The organism is Streptomyces sp. CNP082, from assembly GCF_059570535.1.
Genome location: NZ_JCANSZ010000065.1, coordinates 1 through 19,096, shown reverse-complemented (window position 1 = coordinate 19,096; position 19,096 = coordinate 1). Strand labels below are relative to the sequence as shown.

General features: G+C 71.8%; 13 protein-coding genes and 1 tRNA gene. 4 read left to right on the top strand and 10 right to left on the bottom strand.

Annotated features, from left to right (window positions below; all coding sequences use genetic code 11):
* Nucleotides 1-93: 93 nt before the first annotated feature.
* Nucleotides 94-1,260: an LCP family protein gene (locus tag B124_RS32345; protein WP_496506592.1), complete on the bottom strand. Its 1,167-nt coding sequence runs from the start codon at nt 1,258-1,260 to the stop codon at nt 94-96.
* Between the two features lie 197 nt (nt 1,261-1,457).
* Between B124_RS32345 and B124_RS32340 the strand changes: the two genes are divergently transcribed.
* Nucleotides 1,458-1,988: an acyl-CoA thioesterase gene (locus tag B124_RS32340; RefSeq protein WP_496506577.1), complete on the top strand. Its 531-nt coding sequence runs from the start codon at nt 1,458-1,460 to the stop codon at nt 1,986-1,988.
* A 308-nt stretch (nt 1,989-2,296) separates the two neighbouring features.
* Here the strand turns inward: B124_RS32340 and B124_RS32335 are convergent, their stop codons facing one another.
* A complete protein-coding gene (locus B124_RS32335; RefSeq protein WP_496506576.1) occupies nt 2,297-3,769 on the bottom strand; it encodes an LCP family protein in 1,473 nt (490 codons plus the stop codon).
* Nucleotides 3,770-4,012: 243 nt separating this feature from the next.
* Here B124_RS32335 and B124_RS32330 point away from each other — a divergent pair, with 243 nt between their 5' ends.
* Nucleotides 4,013-5,044, top strand: a complete 1,032-nt coding sequence (locus B124_RS32330; RefSeq protein WP_496506575.1) for a glycosyltransferase family 2 protein — start codon at nt 4,013-4,015, stop codon at nt 5,042-5,044.
* Between the two features lie 123 nt (nt 5,045-5,167).
* On the opposite strand, the gene B124_RS32325 is transcribed toward B124_RS32330, so the two are convergent.
* The 4 genes from B124_RS32325 to B124_RS32310 form a co-directional block, all read right to left on the bottom strand.
* Nucleotides 5,168-6,889, bottom strand: coding sequence for an LCP family protein (locus B124_RS32325; RefSeq protein WP_496506574.1), 1,722 nt, complete (start codon nt 6,887-6,889; stop codon nt 5,168-5,170).
* A 51-nt stretch (nt 6,890-6,940) separates the two neighbouring features.
* Nucleotides 6,941-8,932, bottom strand: a complete 1,992-nt coding sequence (locus tag B124_RS32320; protein WP_496506573.1) for an LCP family glycopolymer transferase — start codon at nt 8,930-8,932, stop codon at nt 6,941-6,943.
* 220 nt (nt 8,933-9,152) lie between these two features.
* Nucleotides 9,153-10,346, bottom strand: a complete 1,194-nt coding sequence (locus B124_RS32315; protein ID WP_496506572.1) for an LCP family protein — start codon at nt 10,344-10,346, stop codon at nt 9,153-9,155.
* Nucleotides 10,347-10,515: 169 nt separating this feature from the next.
* On the bottom strand, nt 10,516-11,268 hold the full coding sequence (locus B124_RS32310; RefSeq protein WP_496506571.1) for a TIGR03089 family protein: 753 nt from the start codon (nt 11,266-11,268) through the stop codon (nt 10,516-10,518).
* A gap of 400 nt (nt 11,269-11,668) precedes the next feature.
* On the opposite strand from B124_RS32310, the gene B124_RS32305 reads away from it, so the two are divergent.
* The gene (locus B124_RS32305) at nt 11,669-12,607 is read left to right on the top strand and encodes a DNA-3-methyladenine glycosylase family protein (protein WP_496506570.1); all 939 of its coding nucleotides are present in this window, start codon (nt 11,669-11,671) and stop codon (nt 12,605-12,607) included.
* 311 nt (nt 12,608-12,918) lie between these two features.
* On the opposite strand, the gene B124_RS32300 is transcribed toward B124_RS32305, so the two are convergent.
* From B124_RS32300 to B124_RS32285, 4 genes are all read right to left on the bottom strand, one after another.
* Nucleotides 12,919-14,505 carry a TROVE domain-containing protein gene (locus B124_RS32300; RefSeq protein ID WP_496506569.1) on the bottom strand — a complete coding sequence of 529 codons (1,587 nt, stop codon included), beginning with the start codon at nt 14,503-14,505 and terminating at the stop codon, nt 12,919-12,921.
* 321 nt (nt 14,506-14,826) lie between these two features.
* A tRNA-Ser gene (locus B124_RS32295) sits at nt 14,827-14,888 on the bottom strand.
* Between the two features lie 301 nt (nt 14,889-15,189).
* Nucleotides 15,190-16,362, bottom strand: coding sequence for an acyl-CoA dehydrogenase family protein (locus B124_RS32290; RefSeq protein ID WP_496506568.1), 1,173 nt, complete (start codon nt 16,360-16,362; stop codon nt 15,190-15,192).
* A 162-nt stretch (nt 16,363-16,524) separates the two neighbouring features.
* Nucleotides 16,525-17,505 (bottom strand): LCP family protein, encoded by a 981-nt coding sequence (locus B124_RS32285; RefSeq protein ID WP_496506591.1) that lies wholly within the window; start codon nt 17,503-17,505, stop codon nt 16,525-16,527.
* Between the two features lie 494 nt (nt 17,506-17,999).
* Here B124_RS32285 and B124_RS32280 point away from each other — a divergent pair.
* Nucleotides 18,000-19,096, top strand: a 1,097-nt coding sequence (locus tag B124_RS32280; protein WP_496506567.1) for a UDP-glucose dehydrogenase family protein, incomplete at its 3' end; no start/stop codon positions are given.

Sequence of the window (19,096 nt, the reverse complement as noted above, 5' to 3'; positions counted from 1 at the left end):
CGGGGGCGGCGCAGGCGTACGACGACGGGACCCCGGCCCACCGCGGGCCGGGGTCCCGTCCGACTGATCAACTTGCTCAGTTGGCCGCCTTGCTCAGTTGGCCGACACAGTGACCTTCTCGTCGTTCTTCAACTGCTCGAAGAGCTTCTTGGCCTTCGGCTCGTCCCACACCTGCACGGAGCCGAGCGTGGGGTCGTTGCCGCCGGAGACGACCGGCAGGTTCATCTGCTTGCCGTCGCCGCCCGAGACGCCCTTCATGGCCCAGAACATCTGCAGCACGTTGTACAGGCTCATGTCCTTGTCGACGATCAGCGAGTCCAGCCCTGCGCCCATCGTCGGGTAGAGCTTGAACGGGTTGAGGATCGTCGTCATCTTCGCGGACTCGCTGGCCAGCTTCGACAGCAGCTTCTGCTGGTTCTTCGTGCGGTCCAGGTCGCCGCCCGGCAGCGCGTAGCGGTTGCGGACGAAGGCCAGCGCCTCGGCGCCGTCGAGCTTCTGGCAGCCCTTCTCGAAGTCGGCGCCGGAGTTCTTGTCCTTGACCGCCTCGTCGAAGCACATCTCGACGCCGCCGAGCTCGTCGACGATGTTGGCGAAGCCGCCGAAGCCGATCTCGGCGTAGTGGTCGATCTTCAAGCCGGTGTTGTACTCGACCGTGCGGACCAGCAGTTCGGGGCCCTCGATGGCGTAGGCCGCGTTGATCTTCTGCTTCTGGTCCGGTATGCGGTTGCCGGTTTCGGAGCCGGTGAAGGACGGGATGGTGACCTTCCAGTCGCGCGGGAGGCTGACCATCGTGTTCCCGTTGTCACCGGTGTGCAGGATCATCATCGAGTCGGTGCGCTTGCCCTCGACGGAGCCGGTGTGCAGCTCGTCCTGCCGCTCCTTGGACAGGCCCTCGCGGCTGTCGGAGCCGACGATGAGGTAGGTCGTGCCGTCCTGGCCGTCCGGGCGGTCCTCGACCTTGCTGAGGTCCACCTCGCGGCGGAGCTTGGAGTCCGCCCAGAAGTACGTGACGGTGGGCACGACGATGAGGATGACGAGCGCGACGATGGCGCCGATCTTGATCCGCTTGCGCCAGTTCGGCGGCGGCTTGCCGGGGCCGCCAGCCGGGCTGCGGCTGCCGTCGTCGCCGTACGGGCCGGGGGGCTCGCCGCCGCCGCTGCGGTAGACCTGCCCCTCGTTGTAGCCGTCGTCGTACGGAGCGTGTTCGTCCGCGTAGCCCCGGGAGCGCTGCGGCGGCACCCCGCCGCCCACGACGGGCATGACGCGGTGGGGCTCCGGGTCGGAGGCGCGGCTGCCGCGCCCGTACCGGTCCCGGCTGTCTGCGGTCCATCCCTCGGGCCAGTCGCTCATGCGGGAAGTGTGCCCTGTCCGCGCGGCCGACCTGAAGGGGGGTTCCGAATCGGGCCTGGCTTGTAGCGGTTCTGATGCAAAGCCGCGCGCCGCATACAGTGACACGCATGAACGATCAGGCACGTCAGGCGGCGGACGAGGCGAAACCCACCTCCGCCTCCCGCACCACGCTGTCGCACATCATGACGGCGAACGACACGAACCTCCTCGGCACCGTGCACGGCGGCGTGATCATGAAGCTGGTCGACGACGTGGCGGGGGCGGTCGCGGGACGGCACTCGGGCGGGCCCGCGGTGACGGCGTCGATGGACGAGATGGTGTTCCTGGAGCCGGTGCGGATCGGGGACCTGGTGCATGTGCTGGCGCAGGTCAACTGGACGGGTCGGACCTCGATGGAGGTCGGGGTGCGGGTGATGGCCGAGCGGTGGAACGAGTCGACGCCGGCGAAGCAGGTCGCGAGCGCGTACCTGGTCTTCGCCGCGGTCGACGACCAGGGGCGCCCGCGCCCGGTCCCGCCGGTCGCGCCGGAGACGGAGCGTGACGAGCGGCGCTGCCAGGAGGCCCAGATCCGGCGCACCCACCGGCTCGCCCGCCGGCGCGCGATCAAGAACCTGCGCGCCCGCCGCGAATCCGCCTGACGCCAGGGCGCGCGGGGCGGGGCGGGCGCACCGCCGCGGGGGCGTGCGCCGCGGGCACGGCTCGCGCGGGGGCGGACGAGGCACCTACGAGGGCCGGGCGTGCGGCCGGAGGCGTGCGCCACATCGGCGTACGGGACCGCGCACGCCCCGGGAGCGCACCGTCCCGCACGCCGGGCCCGCTGCCTGCCGCGGCGGCGCACGTGGCCGCCCGGCTTCGCGGCTCCGTGGGAAACGTCACATACAGCGGTGTCTCGTGCAGCGGCGTCACATACCGCGGCAGCGTTGCAGCGGTGTGGGGTGGAGCGGTGTCAGGTGCAGAGGACTTCGTCGCCCGTGACCGCCGACCAGACGTCCGCGCCGTCCAGGATCGGGTCCGCGGGCCGTACCCGGTGGACCTCCTCGTGGTCCCCGCCCAGCGTGACCGTCATGAGCCCGCCGTGGCCGGGTACCGGGCTCAGCTTCGCGTGCGGGAAGGCCGCGGCCAGGGAGCGCACCGAGCGGTCCCACTGCGGGTCGTACGTGATGACCGTGCGGTCCGTGGGCACCGCCGTCGTGGCCGCGCCGGTGGTGGCGAAGCCCATGCGGGTCAGCGTCCGGTCCACCCGGCCGCCGAGGCCGTTCTCCACCGTGCCGTTCGCCACGTGCACCCGGACCCGCTCCGGCGGCACCTCCACCGGCGTCGCCCCGCCCCTGCCCTCGTCCTTGTCCTTCCCCTTCTCCTGGCGGCCGGCCGCCGCCTTCCTGCCGTCGCCGCCGTCCGAGCCCCCGCGCGGCTCCTTCAGCGGCCGGTCCTCGCGCAGCCTGTCGAAGAGCCGCCGGGCCCGCTCCTCGTCCCACCTGACCGTCGCGCCGAGCCCCGGCACCTCGTGGCCCATGTCCGCCACCGGCACCGTCACGAAATCCGACGACTCCGGCGAGAACCCGTGCAGCGCCTTGCCCAGGGCGAACACCGCGCCTGTGTCCAGCGCCGCGTCCGTACGCACGGACCCCAGCAGCGTCGAGCCGACCTCGCGGAAGCGCAGCGGGTTCATCAGGCCGCTGGTGCCGGTGAGCTTGTCCATCACGGCGGCCAGGAAGCGCTGCTGGCGCTGCATCCGGCCCATGTCGGACGCGCCGTCCAGATGCCGGGCGCGTACGTACGCCAGCGCCTGCCCGCCGTCGAGGCGGCTGGTGCCCGCGGGCAGGTCGAGGCCGGAGTACTTGTCGCGCAACGGGCGCTGTGTGCACACCTGCACGCCCCCGACCACGTCCACCGTCTTCATGAACGCCGCGAAGTCGATCTCCACGTAGTGGTCGATGTGCACCCCGGACAGCTTCTCCACGGCGCGTACGGTCAGCGGCGGGCCGCCGTGCGTGTACGCGGCGTTGACCTTCGCCGGGTGCGTGCTGCGCCGTTCGCCGAGGGCGCGGTTGGTGTGCGGCGGCAGGTCGACGTAGCTGTCGCGCGGGATGCTGACCACGCTCGCGCGCCCGCGGTCGCGCGACAGGTGGACGAGCATCAGCGCGTCCGTGCAGTTGCACGCCACGCCGCCGAGGCGGTGCTTGCGCCGTTCCGCGTCGCTCACGCTGTCGCGCCGGTCGACGCCGGCGACGAGGAAGTTGAGCCCGTGCCCCTCCCGGGGGCGGTCGGAGAGCCCGCCGAAGGCGTCGACCCGGCCGATGCCGGAGTCGATGGAGTTGAGCATGACGTACCCGGCCCCGGCGGTGGCCAGCAGCAGCAGGGACAGCGCGGTGGCGATCCGCAGACCCCAGCGCCTGCGCTTCTCGGACGTGGCTGGCACGGTTGCGGGACCTCCGCGGGGCTCGGGCGGCTGCGTCGGGGTGCGGGTTCGCGGATGCGGGTGTACGGATGCGGGTGTACGGGTGCGGATGCGGGGGCGAGTACGTGGCGGAACGGCGGCACGGGCCCGGACCGACCACGGTATGGGCGTCGGCGCGGTCCTTCCCCCCACACGCCGTCAGTACGCTTAACGCCACCCTGCGGGCACGCCCCGATCCCCCGTTCGCGGTAACGTGAGCCGCCTATGAACGAGTCTGTGACGCCACCCCCCGCGGTCTCCGTGATCATGCCGGTGCTCAACGAGGAGCGGCACCTGCGCGAGTCGGTGCGCCACATCCTGGAGCAGGACTACCCGGGCGGCCTGGAGGTCGTCATCGCCCTGGGCCCGTCCACGGACCGCACCGACGCCATCGCCGCCGAGCTGGTCCGCGAGACGGCGGACAGCGCGCGCTGCGTACGTACGGTGCCGAACCCCACGGGCCGTACGCCCGCCGGGCTCAACGCCGCCATCGAAGCCTCCTCGCACCCCGTCGTGGTCCGGGTCGACGGCCACGGCATGCTCTCCCCCGGGTATATCTCCACCGCCGTCCGGCTGCTGGCCGAGACCGGGGCGCAGAACGTCGGCGGCGTCATGCACGCCGAGGGCGAGACGAGCTGGGAGCAGGCCGTCGCCGCAGCGATGACCGCGCGCATCGGGGTCGGCAACGCGGCGTTCCACACCGGCGGCGAGGCGGGGCCCGCGGACACCGTGTACCTCGGCGTCTTCCGCCGGGAGGCACTGGAGCAGCAGGGCGGGTACAACGAGGAGTTCATCCGGGCCCAGGACTGGGAGCTGAACTTCCGGATCCGCTCCGCCGGCGGGGAGATCTGGTTCTCGCCGGAGCTGCGGGTCTCGTACCGGCCGCGGCCGAACCTGCGGGCGCTGGCCAGACAGTACAAGGACTACGGCCGCTGGCGCCGGGTCGTCGCCCGCTACCACAAGGGCTCGATCAACCCGCGCTATCTCGCGCCGCCCGCCGCGCTGGCGGGGACCGCCGCGGGGGTGCTGGTGACCCCGCTGACGCCGCTGGGTCTTGCGGTCCCGCTCGCGTACGCCGTGGGGATCACGGCCGGCTCGGTGCCCGCCGGGCGCGGGCTGCCGCTGCGCGCCCGGGTGCAGATCCCGCTTGCGCTGGCGACCATGCACATGTCGTGGGGCTGGGGGTTCCTGACCAGCCCGCGGTCGCTGGCGCGGAAGGTGATCGCCAGCCGCCGCGCAGCGGTCCCGGCCGGCTGAGCCGCAGCGCCGCCCGGCCCGCCGTCCCGGTCCCGCCGGCGGCCCGTTCCGCCGGCGGCCCGTTCCGCCTTCCCGCTCAGCCGCCGTCCGGTCCCCGCCCGCGGTCGCGGGCGGGACCACCGCTCACCAGACGTAGGACGGATTGACGTCCATGCACGCCTTCTCGTCGCCGCCCCCGAGCGGGTTGGAGCTCTCCGGGGCCTTCTCCGGCTCCTCCTGACCGCCGCCGGCGTCGTCGCCCTCGGCCTCGGGGTAGGCGTTCCCTTCGCGCCAGTCGGCGCCGACGACCAGCGTCACCTTGTCGACGCTGACGGACTGCTTCACCGCCCGGTCAGGCAGCCCGATCGACTTGGCCACCGCCAGGGCGTTCGCGTGCTGCTCCTCGGTCGCGTACGAAACCGTGGTGTCGGCCTGCGACTTGGGCGTGGCGTCGGTGGCGGCCTGGGTGAAGCCGTCCTCGGCGAGCACCTCGGCGATGACCCCGGCCCGGCCCGTGACCGGGGCGTACACGGTGGTGCCCGTGCCGTTCTGCACGAGGACGGGGATGTCCGCCTTCGGCTCGGCCTCGGCGACGAGGTCGTCGGGCTTGTTCTCCTTGGGCTTGTCCTTGCCGTCGAAGGCGACGTCGTTGCGGAGCATCGACCAGACCTGCGGCGCGTCCTGTTCGTTGGGTATGACGTGCGCGCTGTTCTGCGGGTCCGGCACCCACGGCATCGTGGTCATGGTGATGCGCTCGGCAGGCACCCGCTTGATGTCGTTGCCGAGGTCGTAGAGCTTCTTGAGCGAGCCCAGCTCCTCGTTGACGGTGAGCGCGTTGGTCGCCGCCTCGGCGAGCTTGCGCAGCTTGCCGGGGTCGGAGAGCTTGGCGCCCTCCTTGAGCTGGCGGACCATCGAGTTCATGTACTGGTGCTGCGCGTGGGTGCGGCCGATGTCGCTGCCGTCCTCGAAGCCGTGCCGGGTCCGCAGCCACTGCAGCGCCTGCTCGCCCTTGATGGTCGTCTCGCCCTCCTCTAGGCGCAGCCCGGAGTCCTCGTCGTAGACGTTGTCCCGTACGCAGACGGGGACGCCGCCCACCGCGTCGGCCATGCTCACCACGCCGGCGAAGTCAATCATCATGAAGTGGTCGATGGAGACGCCGGTCATGGCCTCCCAGGCGGCGACGGTGCAGCCGGGACCGCCGTGCTGGAGGCTGGTGTTGATGGTGTCGGTGGTGGTCTCGGGGTAGACCGTGCCGTCGTCGGGGTCGGTGCACTCGGGGATCGTCACCCGGGTGTCGCGCGGGACGCTGACGACGGACATGTTGCTGCGGTCGGCGGAGACGTGGAGCAGCATCTGCACGTCGGCCAGCGGCTTGCGGCCGCGGTCGGCGTGGGCGCCGCCGAGGCGGACGTTCTCGTCGGAGTTCCGGCTGTCGGACCCGAGGAGCAGGATGTCCAGGGGGGTCTGGCCTTCGGCGTTGGGCTGCTTCTCGTCGAGCTTGTTCTTGCCGAGGTTGAGAGGGTCCTTCTCCAGGTTGTTGTTCAGGTCGCGGTAGTAGAGGTATCCGGCGGCGGCGGTGCCGAGTATGAGGAAGGCGACGATGCCGAAGAACCAGCGGAGGATGCGCATCCCGCGGCGGCGGCGCGGCGGCGGGCCGCCGTCGCCGGGGCCGTCCGCGTAGCCGTCGGGGTATGGGCCGTCGTCGTACGGGCCGTCGTAGTGCGGGTCGTGGTCGTGCGCGTCGCCGCGCTGCCGTGGCAGGCCCGGCGCACCCGCGTCTTCGTACAGAGCGTCGTCCCAGCCGAGCTCGCGGGCTCTGTCGGAGCGACCGTCCGCTCCGCTACCGCGGACATTGCTGCGGCGCATGGGGCCTCCTGGTCGATCGCGTACGTGCGGTGTCCAGTCCGCCCGTACGCCTCACTTCGCACAGATGTTCTTGTCGTTGGCCTTGATGTTCTGCACTCCGTCGGGCGCCTTGTCCGGCGCCTCGACCGGGGTGCCCGGCGCGGCGAAGTCCTCGCCGAGCGTGAGCGTCATGACCCCCTCGGCCCCTGCGTCCTCCCCCGTCTTCTTCATGGCCTGCTTCGGCAGTCCCATCATGTCGGCGAGCCGCGCGGCCTGGCCGGCCTGGTCAGGGCCGTACTCAAGCCGGGTCTCCGGCAGCGTCTCCGGCGCGTTGCCCGCCTCGGCGGCGTAGCCCGCGCCCTCGTCCAGCAGCCACGTGGCGGTGGCCGACGCCATGCCGGACTCCCCGCCGCCGTTGACGACCTCGACCCTCACCTCCTCGGGGTCCGCCTTCTTCACCGGCTTGCCCTTCGCGCCCTTCTTCGCCCCGTCGAACGGCTTGTCCGCGTCCAGCAGTTTGAAGAGCGGCTTGGCCTTCGCCTCGTCCATTACGACGGTTGCGTCGTCCTCAGGGTTGTCCAGAACGGGCAAGGTCGCGAAAGTAATCTCGTCCATCGGCACCCGCTTGAGGTCCTTGGCCAGGTCCATGAGCTTCTTCGCGGTGCCGATGCCCGAGTCGACAGTGAGGGCCTTGGTGGCGGCGTCGGCCAGGTCGTAGAGCTTCTTCGGATTGGTGAGCGAGCCGCTGGACTTCACCTTGCGCATGAGCGAGCTGAGGAACTGCTGCTGCAGTTCGATCCGGCTCAGGTCGCTGCCGAAGCCGACCGAGTAGCGGGTGCGGACGAAGGCGAGCGCGTCCTCGCCCTCGATCGTGTGCCGGCCCGCGGGCAGGTTGAGGTGCGACTTGGGGTCGTTGATGTCCTCGGCGAGACAGACCTCGACGCCGCCGACCGCGCTGGAGAGGTCCTTGACGGCGTTGAAGTCGGCGAGGATGAAGTGGCTGATGTCGAGGCCGGTCATCTTCTCGACGGTCTTCCAGGTGCAGCCGGGGTCGCGGCCGTACTGCCCGAGGCTCTCGTTGAACTTCGTTTCGTACGTGCCCGGGATGGTCTTCCAGCTCCCGTCTTCCTGCTTGGTCTTGCAGTCCGGTATGTCGGTGATCATGTCGCGCGGGATGCTCAGCGCGGTGGCGTTGCTGCGGTCCTCGGAGTAGTGGAACAGCAGGGTGGTGTCGGCGTGGCCGGGGCTGTTCATGTCGCCGTAGCTGGTGTTGCCCTTGCCGGTGCGCTTGTCCGTGCCCATCACCAGGATGTTGACGGGGCCGTCGATGACCGCCGCGTGGTCCTCGCCGGCGACCTCGACCTTGTCTATGTTCGCGTTGAGCTTGCGGTAGATGAGGTACGCGGCGGTGCCGACGGCGAACACCACGAACGCGAGGCTGGCCGCGACCCAGATGAGCACCTTCTTCTTACGGCTCTTGCGGGGCTTGGGACGGCGGCGGCTGTGCGGCCCGCCGGGGCCGGAGCCCGATCCCGTACCGGAGCCGCCCGCGCCGCCGGAACCGCCCGCGCCGCCCGCCGCACCGCGGCGGCGCTGGGACGGCAGCCGGGGCTCCTGGGGGCTGTCGGGGGCCTCCGCCGGCGAGGACTGCGGCTGGCGCCTGCCGGGCTGCGGCGCTCCGGGCTGCTGTGCTCCGGGCTGCTGCGGCGGCGCGTGCTGTGCCTGCCCGTGCGGGGGGCCCGGCGGCTGGCCGTGCGGGGGCTGCCCGTGCGGGGGCTGGCCGTGCGGGGGCTGCCCGTACGGGGGCTGGCCGTGCTGAGGCTGGCCGTGCGGGGGCTGGCCGTTCTGCTGCGGGATGTACTGCTGCGGCGCCTGCGGCCGGCCGCCGTACCCCTGCGGGGCGTGACCGTGCGGACCCGGTGCGTGTTGGCCGTGGGGCTGGGGGCCCTGTCTGCCCGGGATCTGCGGGTCGAGACGCAGCTCGTAGCTGCCGGTCTCGGGATTGAACACCCACTGATCGGCGGGGTCGACCTCGCCGGCGTGTCCACGGCCTCGCCCATCCACGGTCGTTTGGGTCCCTCGCATCGCTCGGTCGGCGCCTCCCCCGCCGGCGCCCGGTCTTCCTGCATACGCTCGACGACCGCCTGTCAGGCGGCCGGTCGGCTCACACTAGCCGCCTGATTCAACGACTGGCGACGCCCGTGACAAATTCCACGCACTCGTAACAGGACATCCCGTGCATCCCCTCCATACACCGTGCCCCCCTTGTGCGCGTTGATCCGCTCTATCGGCAGATGTCATCCACAGGGGTTGTGTTCTTCACCGCGGGCGGCGCGCCGGAGCCCCGTTTCTGCTTGGCTTTCGCGCCCTCCGAGACGAACCGCACGACGCTGTCGTCACGCAGCGCCTCGAACAGCTTGCCCGCCGCCGGCTGCGCCAGTTCGTCGCGGTTGGCATCCAGGCGGTACGGGCGGCGCGGCACGGTCAGGAAGTGCACGCGCTCCTTCGGCACGTCACGCACGGCGCGTACGAGGTCGTACAGCTCGGCGAGCGACGACAGTTCCTCGTTGGCGGTGAGCGCGGAGGTCACCGCGTCCAGCAGCGGGGCGAGGCGCAGCGGGTTGAACAGCACGCCGTTGCTCTGCACCTTGCCGACGAGCGAGGCCATGAACTCCTGCTGCCGCGCCATGCGTTGGGTGTCGCTGCCGCCGTCGAGGGACTTGCGTGCCCGTACGTAGCCGAGCGCCTGCTCTCCGTCGAGCACCTGGCGGCCCGCGGGCAGCCGCAGCTTGGCCGATTTGTCGCGCATCGGCGCGGGCAGGCACACCTCCACGCCGTCCACGGCGTCCACGACCTTCTTGAAGCCCTGGAAGTCGACGATGACGTGGTGGTCGACGCGCACCCCGACGAGCTTCTCCACCACGCGGATCGTGCAGGCGGCGCCGCCGTAGGCGAAGCTGAAGTTGAACTGGTTGACCTGCTTGCCGCTCCGCCCGCCGCCGGCGCGGCGGCAGTCGGGGATCCTGACCATGAGGTCGCGCGGGACGCTCACGGCGGTGACACTGTCGCGGTCGCCGGCGAGGTGCAGGAGCACGGTGGTGTCGGAGCGTTCGACGCCGGTGTCGCGGCCGTAGCGGTCGGTGCCGGCGCGGGAGTCGGAGCCGATGATCAGGATGTTGGTGGCCCCGCTGGCGGCGGGCGGGGGGCGGTCCTCCTCGTAGCGCTGCAGTTCGCGGGCGGTGGCGGAGTCGACGGTGATGTTGCTGTCGAAGCGCTGGTAGAGGTACCAGCCGACGCCGGAGACGACGAGGAAGAAGACGGCGAGGCCGACGCCGACGCGGCGGGCGAGGACCCGGCGGCGGCTGCGGGGCCGGCGGGAGCGGGGGCGGCGGCTGCGGGGGCGGGGGCGGCGGGGCTGCCGGAGGCCGGCCGGGTCCGGGGAAGCGCCCTCCCGCGGGCCGGTCTCGTCAGCGCCCATCCCTCACACCCATTCCGCCGGTGTCCACTCGTGCAGACGGCCGGGCAGCCCCGTGGGCGTACGGCCCGCCACATTCGGTACATCGCATCACGAATGAGGCGCTACGGCCGATAACTTCACCCGCGCGCGTCGCTCCCGGAGCTGCCGTGTGAGGGGTGGCGGGACGGTGCTACGCGACGCGCTCGTCGGCCCTGCGCTTCTCCTGCTGCTCGGGCGAGAGCCGGTCCAGGTACGGGCAGAGCACCACGGCGGCGCCGGCCGCCAGCGGCGCGTACAGCCCCGCGGAGAGCCCCTCCCACGTGTCGTACCCGAGCGTCGACAGCGTGCGGGAGCCCGGCGCCAGCGCGCGCGACTCCGCGTCCGCGCGGGCGCGTGCGACCAGCTCGGCGGCGGTGAACCGCGCGCCCGCCACGTCGAGCGCCGGCGCGTCCGGGTCGGCGGGGGCGTACGGCTGGAAGCGGTCGCCCTGGCCGGGGACCTCCACGGCGTAGTCGAGGAAGCCCTCCGGCGGCTGCGGGAAGCGGGCGCCGAGCGGGCGCAGGCTGAGCGCGATCCGCTCGCCGGTGCAGGCGCGGGCCTGCTCCAGCGTGTCGGGCCCGCTGACGACGAGGTCGGCGGCGGCTGCGGTGTGGGAAGAGGCAGGGTCGGCGGGCACCGCGGTGACGCCGGTCGCGGCGCAGGCCAGCAGCCAGACGGCGGTCTGCCAGTGGGCCGGCAGGAGCAGCGCGAGCCGGTCGCCGGGCTCGGCGGCGAGGTCGCCCTGGAGGAGGTTCGCGGTCTTGGCCACCCAGTTGGCGAAGGTGGCGACGGACAGTTCGACGCGCTCGCCGGTGGTGTCGTCGTAGTACGTGACCAGGGGGCGGGCCGGGTCGGCGGCGAGAGCGGCGTCGAGCAGGGCGGCGGGGGTGGCGGCGGGGTTCATCGGGGTTCCTCCGTGGATACCCCCGCGTCGGCGCAGGGGAAGAAGCGGACTCCTGCGGAGCGGGGGGATTGTACGGGATGCACCGTCCGGGGCGCATCGTCGCATCCCCCGTCCGCGGTCGTGCGGTACGGTCGGCACGCCCGGTCGGCGGTAGCCAAGCTGGCCGGGTCTACCGCCGGGCTGGCGGGACGTCAGGTCTGTGGAGCTTGTGTAAGACCGATGGTTGGCACACCAAGTCGCCGTTGGTTCGGGTCGGCAACGGGCTGCGAAGCAGAAAACTCAACCCGTGAGGGTTGAATCCCCCTGCCTCAGGGCTGGGGGAGAAGTCAACGCCGCCAGGTTACGCGGGGGCGTTACCCCCGTCCGGTGGAGCGGGCGGCGGGCGCTAGAGTCGTGCGTCATGCCCGCCGCGCCCGACCACCGCGCCCGCACCCGGACCTGGGCGCCCCCGGGCCCGTACGCCCTGGGGCACACCCTGGGCGTGCTGCGGCGGGGCCCCGGCGACCCGGCATACCGCGTCGCGGACGGCGCGATCTGGCGGGCCAGCCGCACCCCCGCGGGCCCCGGCACGCTGCGCGTCGCACCGGCGGGCGGCGCGATCACCGCCGAGGCGTGGGGCCCGGGCGCGGAGTGGCTGCTGGACGGCCTGCCGGCGCTGCTGGGCGCCCAGGACGACCCCGAGCCGTTCACGCCGCGCCACCGGGTCGTCCACGAGGCCCGCCGCCGCCACCCGGGCCTGCGCCTGATCCGCACCGGCAACGTGCTGGAGTCGCTCATCCCGTCCGTACTGGAGCAGAAGGTCACCACGGACGAGGCGTACCGCTCCTGGCGCCTGCTCCTGCACCGCTACGGCACCCCCGCCCCGGGCCCGGCGGGGACCCAGCTGCGGATGCGGGTGATGCCGGACGCGCACGGCTGGGCGATGATCCCGTCCTGGGAATGGCACCGCGCAGGCGTCGACGGCAAGCGCGCGGCAGCGATCGTACGAGCCGCCCGCCGCGCCCGCGCCCTGCAGGCGGCGGCGCACATGGACCTCGAAGCGGCCACCCGCCGCCTCACCGCCATCCCCGGCATCGGCCCCTGGACGGCGGCCGAGACCCTGCAGCGCGTCAACGGCGCCGCCGACGCGGTCACGGTGGGCGACCTGCACCTGCCCCGCATCGTGGGCTACACCCTGGCCGGCGAACGCGACGCGGACGACGCGCGGATGCTGGAACTGCTCGCCCCGTACGAGCCCCCGTCCCAACGCCACCGCGCCACGCGCTACATCTGCCTCCTGGGCCGCATGCCCCCGCGCCGCAAACCCAAGGAAGCCATCCCGGACATAGCCCGCTTCTGACCCCGGCGCCCAGGGTCTGGCGCCCAGAGTCCGGCGCCCGGCCAGGTCCGGGCGGTAGCGGCCGTTCCCCCGCACACCCGCCCAAGGGTACGCGGGTGCGGTGACATCGCTGGCGTCGGAGGTACGGGGGCGGGGCTCTGGGCCCCGGGTCCTGCCCCGTACCTCGAGTGATGCGTGCCGTTGGGCAAAAGTCGGGGTCGGTGGGTGATTTGGGATGTCTTGGCAAGGGTGTTACCGCTAGTTTGTACCGGTGGCGCGCACGCCGACGCGCCCCCGCCGCCCGAGGGCGGCGGGGGCGCGGCGGCGTACGGTCAGTTCTCCCAGGGCCAGCCGGTGGTCCGGTCGGCGCTGAGGAGGCTGATCATGCGGAACAGTGCGTCGGAGAAGCCGCCGATCTCGTACCGGTTCGGCCGGCCGGTGTCGATCGACGCCTTGCCGTAGCCGGTGGTGTTGATGCCGAACATCGGCACCCCGGCCGGGATCGCGTCCGACACCGACAGCCCCCGGACCCGGCCCGGGTAGGCGAACGCCTGCATATCCGAGACGAGCACGACCCGGTCGTGGCCGCGGTACGTCTCCCGCAGCGCGGCAACGGTCTCGGTGCCGTGCCCGACCTCACCGACGCGGCCGCAGAACCTCTCCGCCTGCCGCAGCACGCTGCCGCCCTTCGTGAGCGGGTGCCGGAACACGCCGTTGGCGAAGCCCACCAGGTCGACCTCGCAGCCGCGGGCGGCGAGCGCGGTGCCGAACAGCGCGCCGACGTCGACGTGCCGCACCTGGCTCCTCGCCGACACCGCCGTGCCCATCGAGCCGGACGTGTCGACCAGGACGAGGGTGCGCCCCGGCAGCGCAGGGATGTTCGCCGTGGACGCGGCGAGCGCCTGCTCCAGGGCGTGGCCCCAGCGCAGCGACGGCGCCGCCCGGTACGCGGACAGGAACCGGAAGGGGAACTGCCGCGAGCGGCGTACCTGCTCCGGGTCCGCCAGCCGCGCGGCCACCTGTGCGGCGACCGCGTCGGCCACGCCGGCCTCGTCGAAATTCCTGAGGTTGCGGCACAGGGCCATGAGCCCCATGTGCGGGATCATCGCCGTCCACGCGGCGGCGTCCATCGGCCCGAGGGACGACAACTGCTCCCACGTCATGCCGGCCGCCTTCAGCCGGCCGGGGTCCGCAAGGAACCAGGCCCGGCGCTCGTCCTGCGGCATGGCCGTCGCGGCCCGGTACGCGGACAGGGTCGACAGGCGCTCGGTGACGCGCACCTCGTTCCGCTTCCAGCGCCGGTCGGCGAGGTAGTCGAACAGGTCGGCCTGCCACGGCCCGGCCGGGCTCGGCTTGGCCAGCACGACGACGTCGGCCATCCGCCACTGCGCGTTCGCCCCGTCGTACTTCAGCGCGGCGCGCTCGTTGAACAGCCGTGCGGCAGCGTCGGCGACACCGCGCTGCACCCCGCCGGGCAGCGTCGCCTTCCCGGTGCGCTGCTTCCAGTACGCGATGAACTCCGCCGGCTCGTCGGCACGGAGCAGCGCGGACGCGACCATCTTCCGCACCGGGACGGTGGGATCGACGTCGGTGCCGGCACGGCGCGCGAGCGCGGACTCCGCGGCCATGACGATCACCGCCGAGCGCATGTTCATCTCGCCCCGCAGATACGGCACGAACGAGGCGACCCAGTCCGGATCCTGCTTCGTCGCGGCATGCACAAGCTCCCGGAACCGCTGGTCGCGGTCGCCGGCGGTCTCGTAGAAGGTGTCCTCCCCGGCCATGTTGACCGCGGCGAACAGGAAAAGGTCGCTCTTGGCGTCCCGGGTGAAGCCGGCACCGCCCTCGAAGGTGGCGGTCGTGCCGGTCGTGGTCACCGGCGAGCCGGGGCCGGCGCGCCGGGAGGTGAACTTGCCCATGGCGGTCCTCCTGGGGCGGGAAAAGGGATTCCGGGCCGACGGACGGACTGCAGAAGGCACCGCGAGTACCAGTCGCGTGAGCTACGTGGTGCTCTGGCCGCTGAGCTACGCCGACCCTGAGCCGGCGACGGGATTCGAACCCGCGACCTCCCCATTCGGAGTGGAAGTAGGCCCACACTGCGCTTCGCGGTGCCTTCTGCAATTGTCGGCCCGGCCGCGGAGCCACCGGAATCCGGGGGCGGCAACTGGACACGGGAGACCGGCGAGTACCAGACGTGCGAAGTACGTAGTGCTCTATCCGTTGAGCTACACCCGCGGTTAAGCGGGCGACAGGATTCGAACCCGCAACCACTCGTTCTCGAAACGAAGTACCTCCGCACTGCGCTTCGCCGATCACCTGTATCCAGTTGCCGTATCCCCGAAAGGGTGCTGCGAGTACCGGTCACCCGAGGAACTGTTCTCTGCTGAAAAGGAAGTAACCCCGGGCTTCGCTTCGCGGCGGTCTCCACCGTAACAGCGTTCACCGGCACGGCACTTGGTATTTTCTTCCCGGCCCGCGCCGTCCCGATCTCCCCACTTTCTCCCATGTGGGCCCGAACGATCTCCCACGGACGTGCCAAGGCCCCGCCGGACGTTCCCGGCGGGGCCTTGGCAGATGCCGCTTGACCTGGGGTCTCTGTCGGATCAGGGCAGGTTGCGGGCCATGACGATGCGCTGGACCTGGTTCGTGCCCTCGTAGATCTGCGTGATCTTGGCATCGCGCATCATGCGCTCCACCGGGTAGTCCCGCGTGTAGCCGTAACCGCCCAGGAGCTGGACCGCGTCCGTCGTGGCCTCCATCGCCACGTCGGAGGCGAAGCACTTCGCCGCCGCGCCCTGGAAGGTGAGGTCCGGCTCCGTACCGCCGGCCGAAATGCGCTCGGACTTCGCCGCGGCGGCGTACGTCAACTGGCGGGCGGCCTCGATCTTCATCGCCATGTCGGCGAGCATGAACTGCACGCCCTGGAAGTCCGCCACCGGCTTGCCGAACTGCTTGCGTTCGCGGACGTAGCCCTTCGCGTAGTCGAGGGCGCCCTGAGCGATGCCCAGGGCCTGGGCGGCGATGGTGATGCGGGTGTGGTCGAGGGTCTTCATCGCGGTGGCGAAGCCCGTGCCCTCGGCGCCGATCATGCGGTCCGCGGGAATGCGGACGTTGTCGAAGTAGACCTCGCGGGTCGGGGAGCCCTTGATGCCGAGTTTCTTCTCGGGGGCGCCGAAGGAGACGCCCTCGTCGGACTTCTCGACGACGAAGGCGGAGATGCCCTTGGAGCGCTTCTCCGGGTCGGTGACGGCCATCACCGTGTAGTACTCGGAGATGCCCGCGTTGGTGATCCAGCGCTTGACGCCGTTGAGGACGTAGGAGTCGCCGTCCCGTACCGCGCGGGTCTTCATGCCGGCGGCGTCGGAGCCGGCCTCGGGCTCGGAGAGGCAGTACGAGAACATCGCCTCGCCCTTCGCCAGCGGCGTGAGGTACTTCGCCTTCAGCTCCTCGGAGGCCGAGAGCACCAGGGGCAGCGAGCCGAGCTTGTTGACCGCCGGGATGAGGGAGGACGACGCGCAGACGCGGGCGATCTCCTCGATGACGATCACGGCGGCCAGCGCGTCCCCGCCCGCGCCGCCGTACGCCTCGGGGACGTGGATGGCGTGCAGGTCGTTGGCGACGAGCGCGTCCAGTGCCTCCTGCGGGAAGCGCGCCTCCTCGTCCACCTCGGCCGCGAAGGGCTCGATCTTCGCCTCGGCGAGCGAGCGTACGGCGTCGCGGAGCATGCCGTGCTCCTCGGCCGGGCGGTACAGGTCGAATTCGGGCGCTCCTGCCAAGGCTCTCTCCATTCCCGCGCATGCTTATTACTGTTTAGTAGTTCTGATGGTATGCCGTGCGCGGCGACCGGACCTACGTGACGTTGGCGACAGGGTGAGCGGCGGGAGGCGGGGCAGGGGGGCGGAGTCCCCAGGGCGCGGGGGCTCAGGGGGCGCGGGGGCTCAGGGGGCGGTGGCGCCCAGGCGGTCGGTCGGGTACTTCTCGACGTACTGCGCCATGGTGTCGTTGCGCATGGCCTCCCACAGGGGGTCGCCCGCCTTGTCGTCCAGCAGCACCACCGACTGGCCGTCGATCATGTCGAGCCCCGCGACCGGCGCGTTCATGAACACCAAGTCGTCGGAGCGCACGCCCTTCATGTCCCACATCAGGTCGCGCATCGCGCCGTCCGAGAACTGGTCGTCGACGCTGACGGTGGCGGTCACCGCGTCCAGCAGGCGCTTGGCCTTGAGCGGGTTGGAGAAGTTGCTCGCGGACATCGTCTCGGTGAGGACGGCGCGCAGGAAGTTCTGCTGCCGCTGGGTGCGGTCGAGGTCGCCGCGGGGCAGGCCGTAGCGCTCGCGTACGTAGTCCAGGGCGGTCTGGCCGTCCATGTGGTGGGTGCCGGCGGTCCACTCGCCGCCGCCGTTGCGGCGCGGGGTGGTCTCGTCGATGGTGATGTCCACGCCGCCGACGGCGTCGGTGAGCCGCTTGAAGCCGCTCCAGTCGATCACCGCGAGGTGGTCGATCTTGACCTCCGTCATCCGCTGCACGGTGTCGATGAGCAGCGGGGGGCCGCCGTAGGAGAAGGCCGCGTTGAGCTTGGCGTCGCCCTGGCCGGGGATGTTCACCCAGGAGTCGCGGGGCAGGGAGACGACGTAGCCGCCGTCGCGGCCCTCGGGGAGGTGGACGAGCATCATCGTGTCGCTGCGCTGGGCGCCCGGCTTCCAGGTGTGCTCGCCGGCGTCGTCGCCGGTGAGCGGGAGGTCGGAGCGGGCGTCGACGCCGATGAGGAGGTACGTTTCGCCGCCCTTGGCGGGCGCCGGCTGGTGCTTGTCGGGGACGTTCGTCGGGAAGGCGTTCGGGATGCGGTCGACGCGGCCGGTGTAGTGCTCGTACGCCCACCAGAGGCCGCCGGCGGCCAGGAGTATGCCGGAGAAGAGCATGATCACGGCACCGAGGAGCACCTTGCGACCGCGGCTCATGCGGCGGCGGGGCGCGGCGTGCGAGGGGGCGTCTGGATCGTCGGGGCCGTCAGGGCCGTCAGGGCCGTCAGGGCCGTCAGGGCCGTCAGGGCCGTCAGGGCCGTCAGGGCCGTCAGGGCCGTCAGGGCCGTCAGGGCNNNCAGGGNCGGCCNGGTCTGCGTCGTGTCCCTTGGGGCCCGGCGCGTCCGGCGCGTCAGGGGCGTACAGCGCACTCGGCGCGTACGCCGCGTCTATGTACGCCGCGTGCCCCGCCGTCGAGGTGTCCGCGGCGTACGGCGCCTCCGGCCCGTAGACGTGCGGCGTACCGGGCTCGTCGGCTCCGCCGCCCGCTCCGTCCAGATGCTGCCTCGCCACGATCCCCACTCTCTCAGTGCACGTACATGAGTCAGACTCCGCACCCGGGCCCATGGTTGCCCAGGCGGGATGTGTCACAGCCCGCGGCTATGCTCGGGACCATGACCTTGAAGATCACGGTGATCGGCACCGGCTACCTCGGTGCCACGCATGCCGCCGCGATGGCGGAGCTGGGCTTCGAGGTGCTCGGCCTGGATGTGGTGATGGAGAAGGTCGAGCTGCTGTCGGCGGGCAGGGTGCCGATGTACGAGCCGGGCCTGGAGGAGTTGCTGCGCAAGCACGTCGCCGGGGTCGAGGGCGCGACGGGGCGGCTGCGCTTCACCACGTCGTACGAGGAGGCCGCGGCCTTCGGTGACGTGCACTTCGTCTGTGTGAACACGCCGCAGAAGCACGGCGAGTACGGCTGCGACATGAGCTTTGTCGACGCCGCGATCGACACCCTGGCGCCCCACCTCGACGGCCCCTGCCTGGTCGTCGGCAAGTCGACGGTGCCGGTGGGCTCCGCGGACCGGCTGGCGCGCCGGCTGGCCGAGCTGGCGCCCGCCGGTCAGAAGGCGGAGCTGGCCTGGAACCCGGAGTTCCTGCGCGAGGGCTTCGCCGTCGAGGACACCCTGCGCCCCGACCGCCTCGTCGTCGGCGTGCGGAGCGGGCGCGCCGAGAAGGTGCTGCGCGAGGTGTACGCCACGCCGCTGGACTCCGGTACGCCGTTCGTGGTCACCGACTACCCGACCGCCGAACTGGTCAAGACCTCGGCCAACGCCTTCCTCGCGACGAAGATCTCGTTCATCAACGCCATGGCGGAGATCTGCGAGGCGGCGGGCGGTGACGTCGTCAAGCTGGCGGAGGCCATCGGCTATGACGAGCGGATCGGGAAGAAGTTCCTGCGCGCCGGGATCGGCTTCGGCGGCGGCTGCCTGCCCAAGGACATCCGCGCGTTCATGGCCCGCGCCGGCGAACTCGGCGTGGACCAGGCGCTGACGTTCCTGCGCGAGGTCGACTCGATCAACATGCGCCGCCGCGCCCACATGGTCGAACTCGCCCGCGAAGCCTGCGGGGAGACCTTCCTCGGCCGCCGGATCGCCGTCCTGGGCGCGACGTTCAAGCCCGACTCCGACGACGTACGCGACTCCCCCGCCCTCAACGTCGCCGGGCAGATCCACCTCCAGGGCGGCCAGGTCACCGTCTACGACCCCAAGGG

Excerpts from the sequence above, each read along its gene's own strand:
- B124_RS32345 (WP_496506592.1), bottom strand. The coding sequence starts at position 1,260 with ATGCCCGTCGTGGGCGGCGGGGTGCCGCCGCAGCGCTCCCGGGGCTAC.
- B124_RS32340 (WP_496506577.1), top strand. The coding sequence starts at position 1,458 with ATGAACGATCAGGCACGTCAGGCGGCGGACGAGGCGAAACCCACCTCC.
- B124_RS32330 (WP_496506575.1), top strand. The coding sequence starts at position 4,013 with ATGAACGAGTCTGTGACGCCACCCCCCGCGGTCTCCGTGATCATGCCG.
- B124_RS32325 (WP_496506574.1), bottom strand. The coding sequence starts at position 6,889 with ATGCGCCGCAGCAATGTCCGCGGTAGCGGAGCGGACGGTCGCTCCGAC.
- B124_RS32315 (WP_496506572.1), bottom strand. The coding sequence starts at position 10,346 with ATGGGCGCTGACGAGACCGGCCCGCGGGAGGGCGCTTCCCCGGACCCG.
- B124_RS32310 (WP_496506571.1), bottom strand. The coding sequence starts at position 11,268 with ATGAACCCCGCCGCCACCCCCGCCGCCCTGCTCGACGCCGCTCTCGCC.
- B124_RS32305 (WP_496506570.1), top strand. The coding sequence starts at position 11,669 with ATGCCCGCCGCGCCCGACCACCGCGCCCGCACCCGGACCTGGGCGCCC.
- B124_RS32300 (WP_496506569.1), bottom strand. The coding sequence starts at position 14,505 with ATGGGCAAGTTCACCTCCCGGCGCGCCGGCCCCGGCTCGCCGGTGACC.
- B124_RS32285 (WP_496506591.1), bottom strand. The coding sequence starts at position 17,505 with ATGCTCTTCTCCGGCATACTCCTGGCCGCCGGCGGCCTCTGGTGGGCG.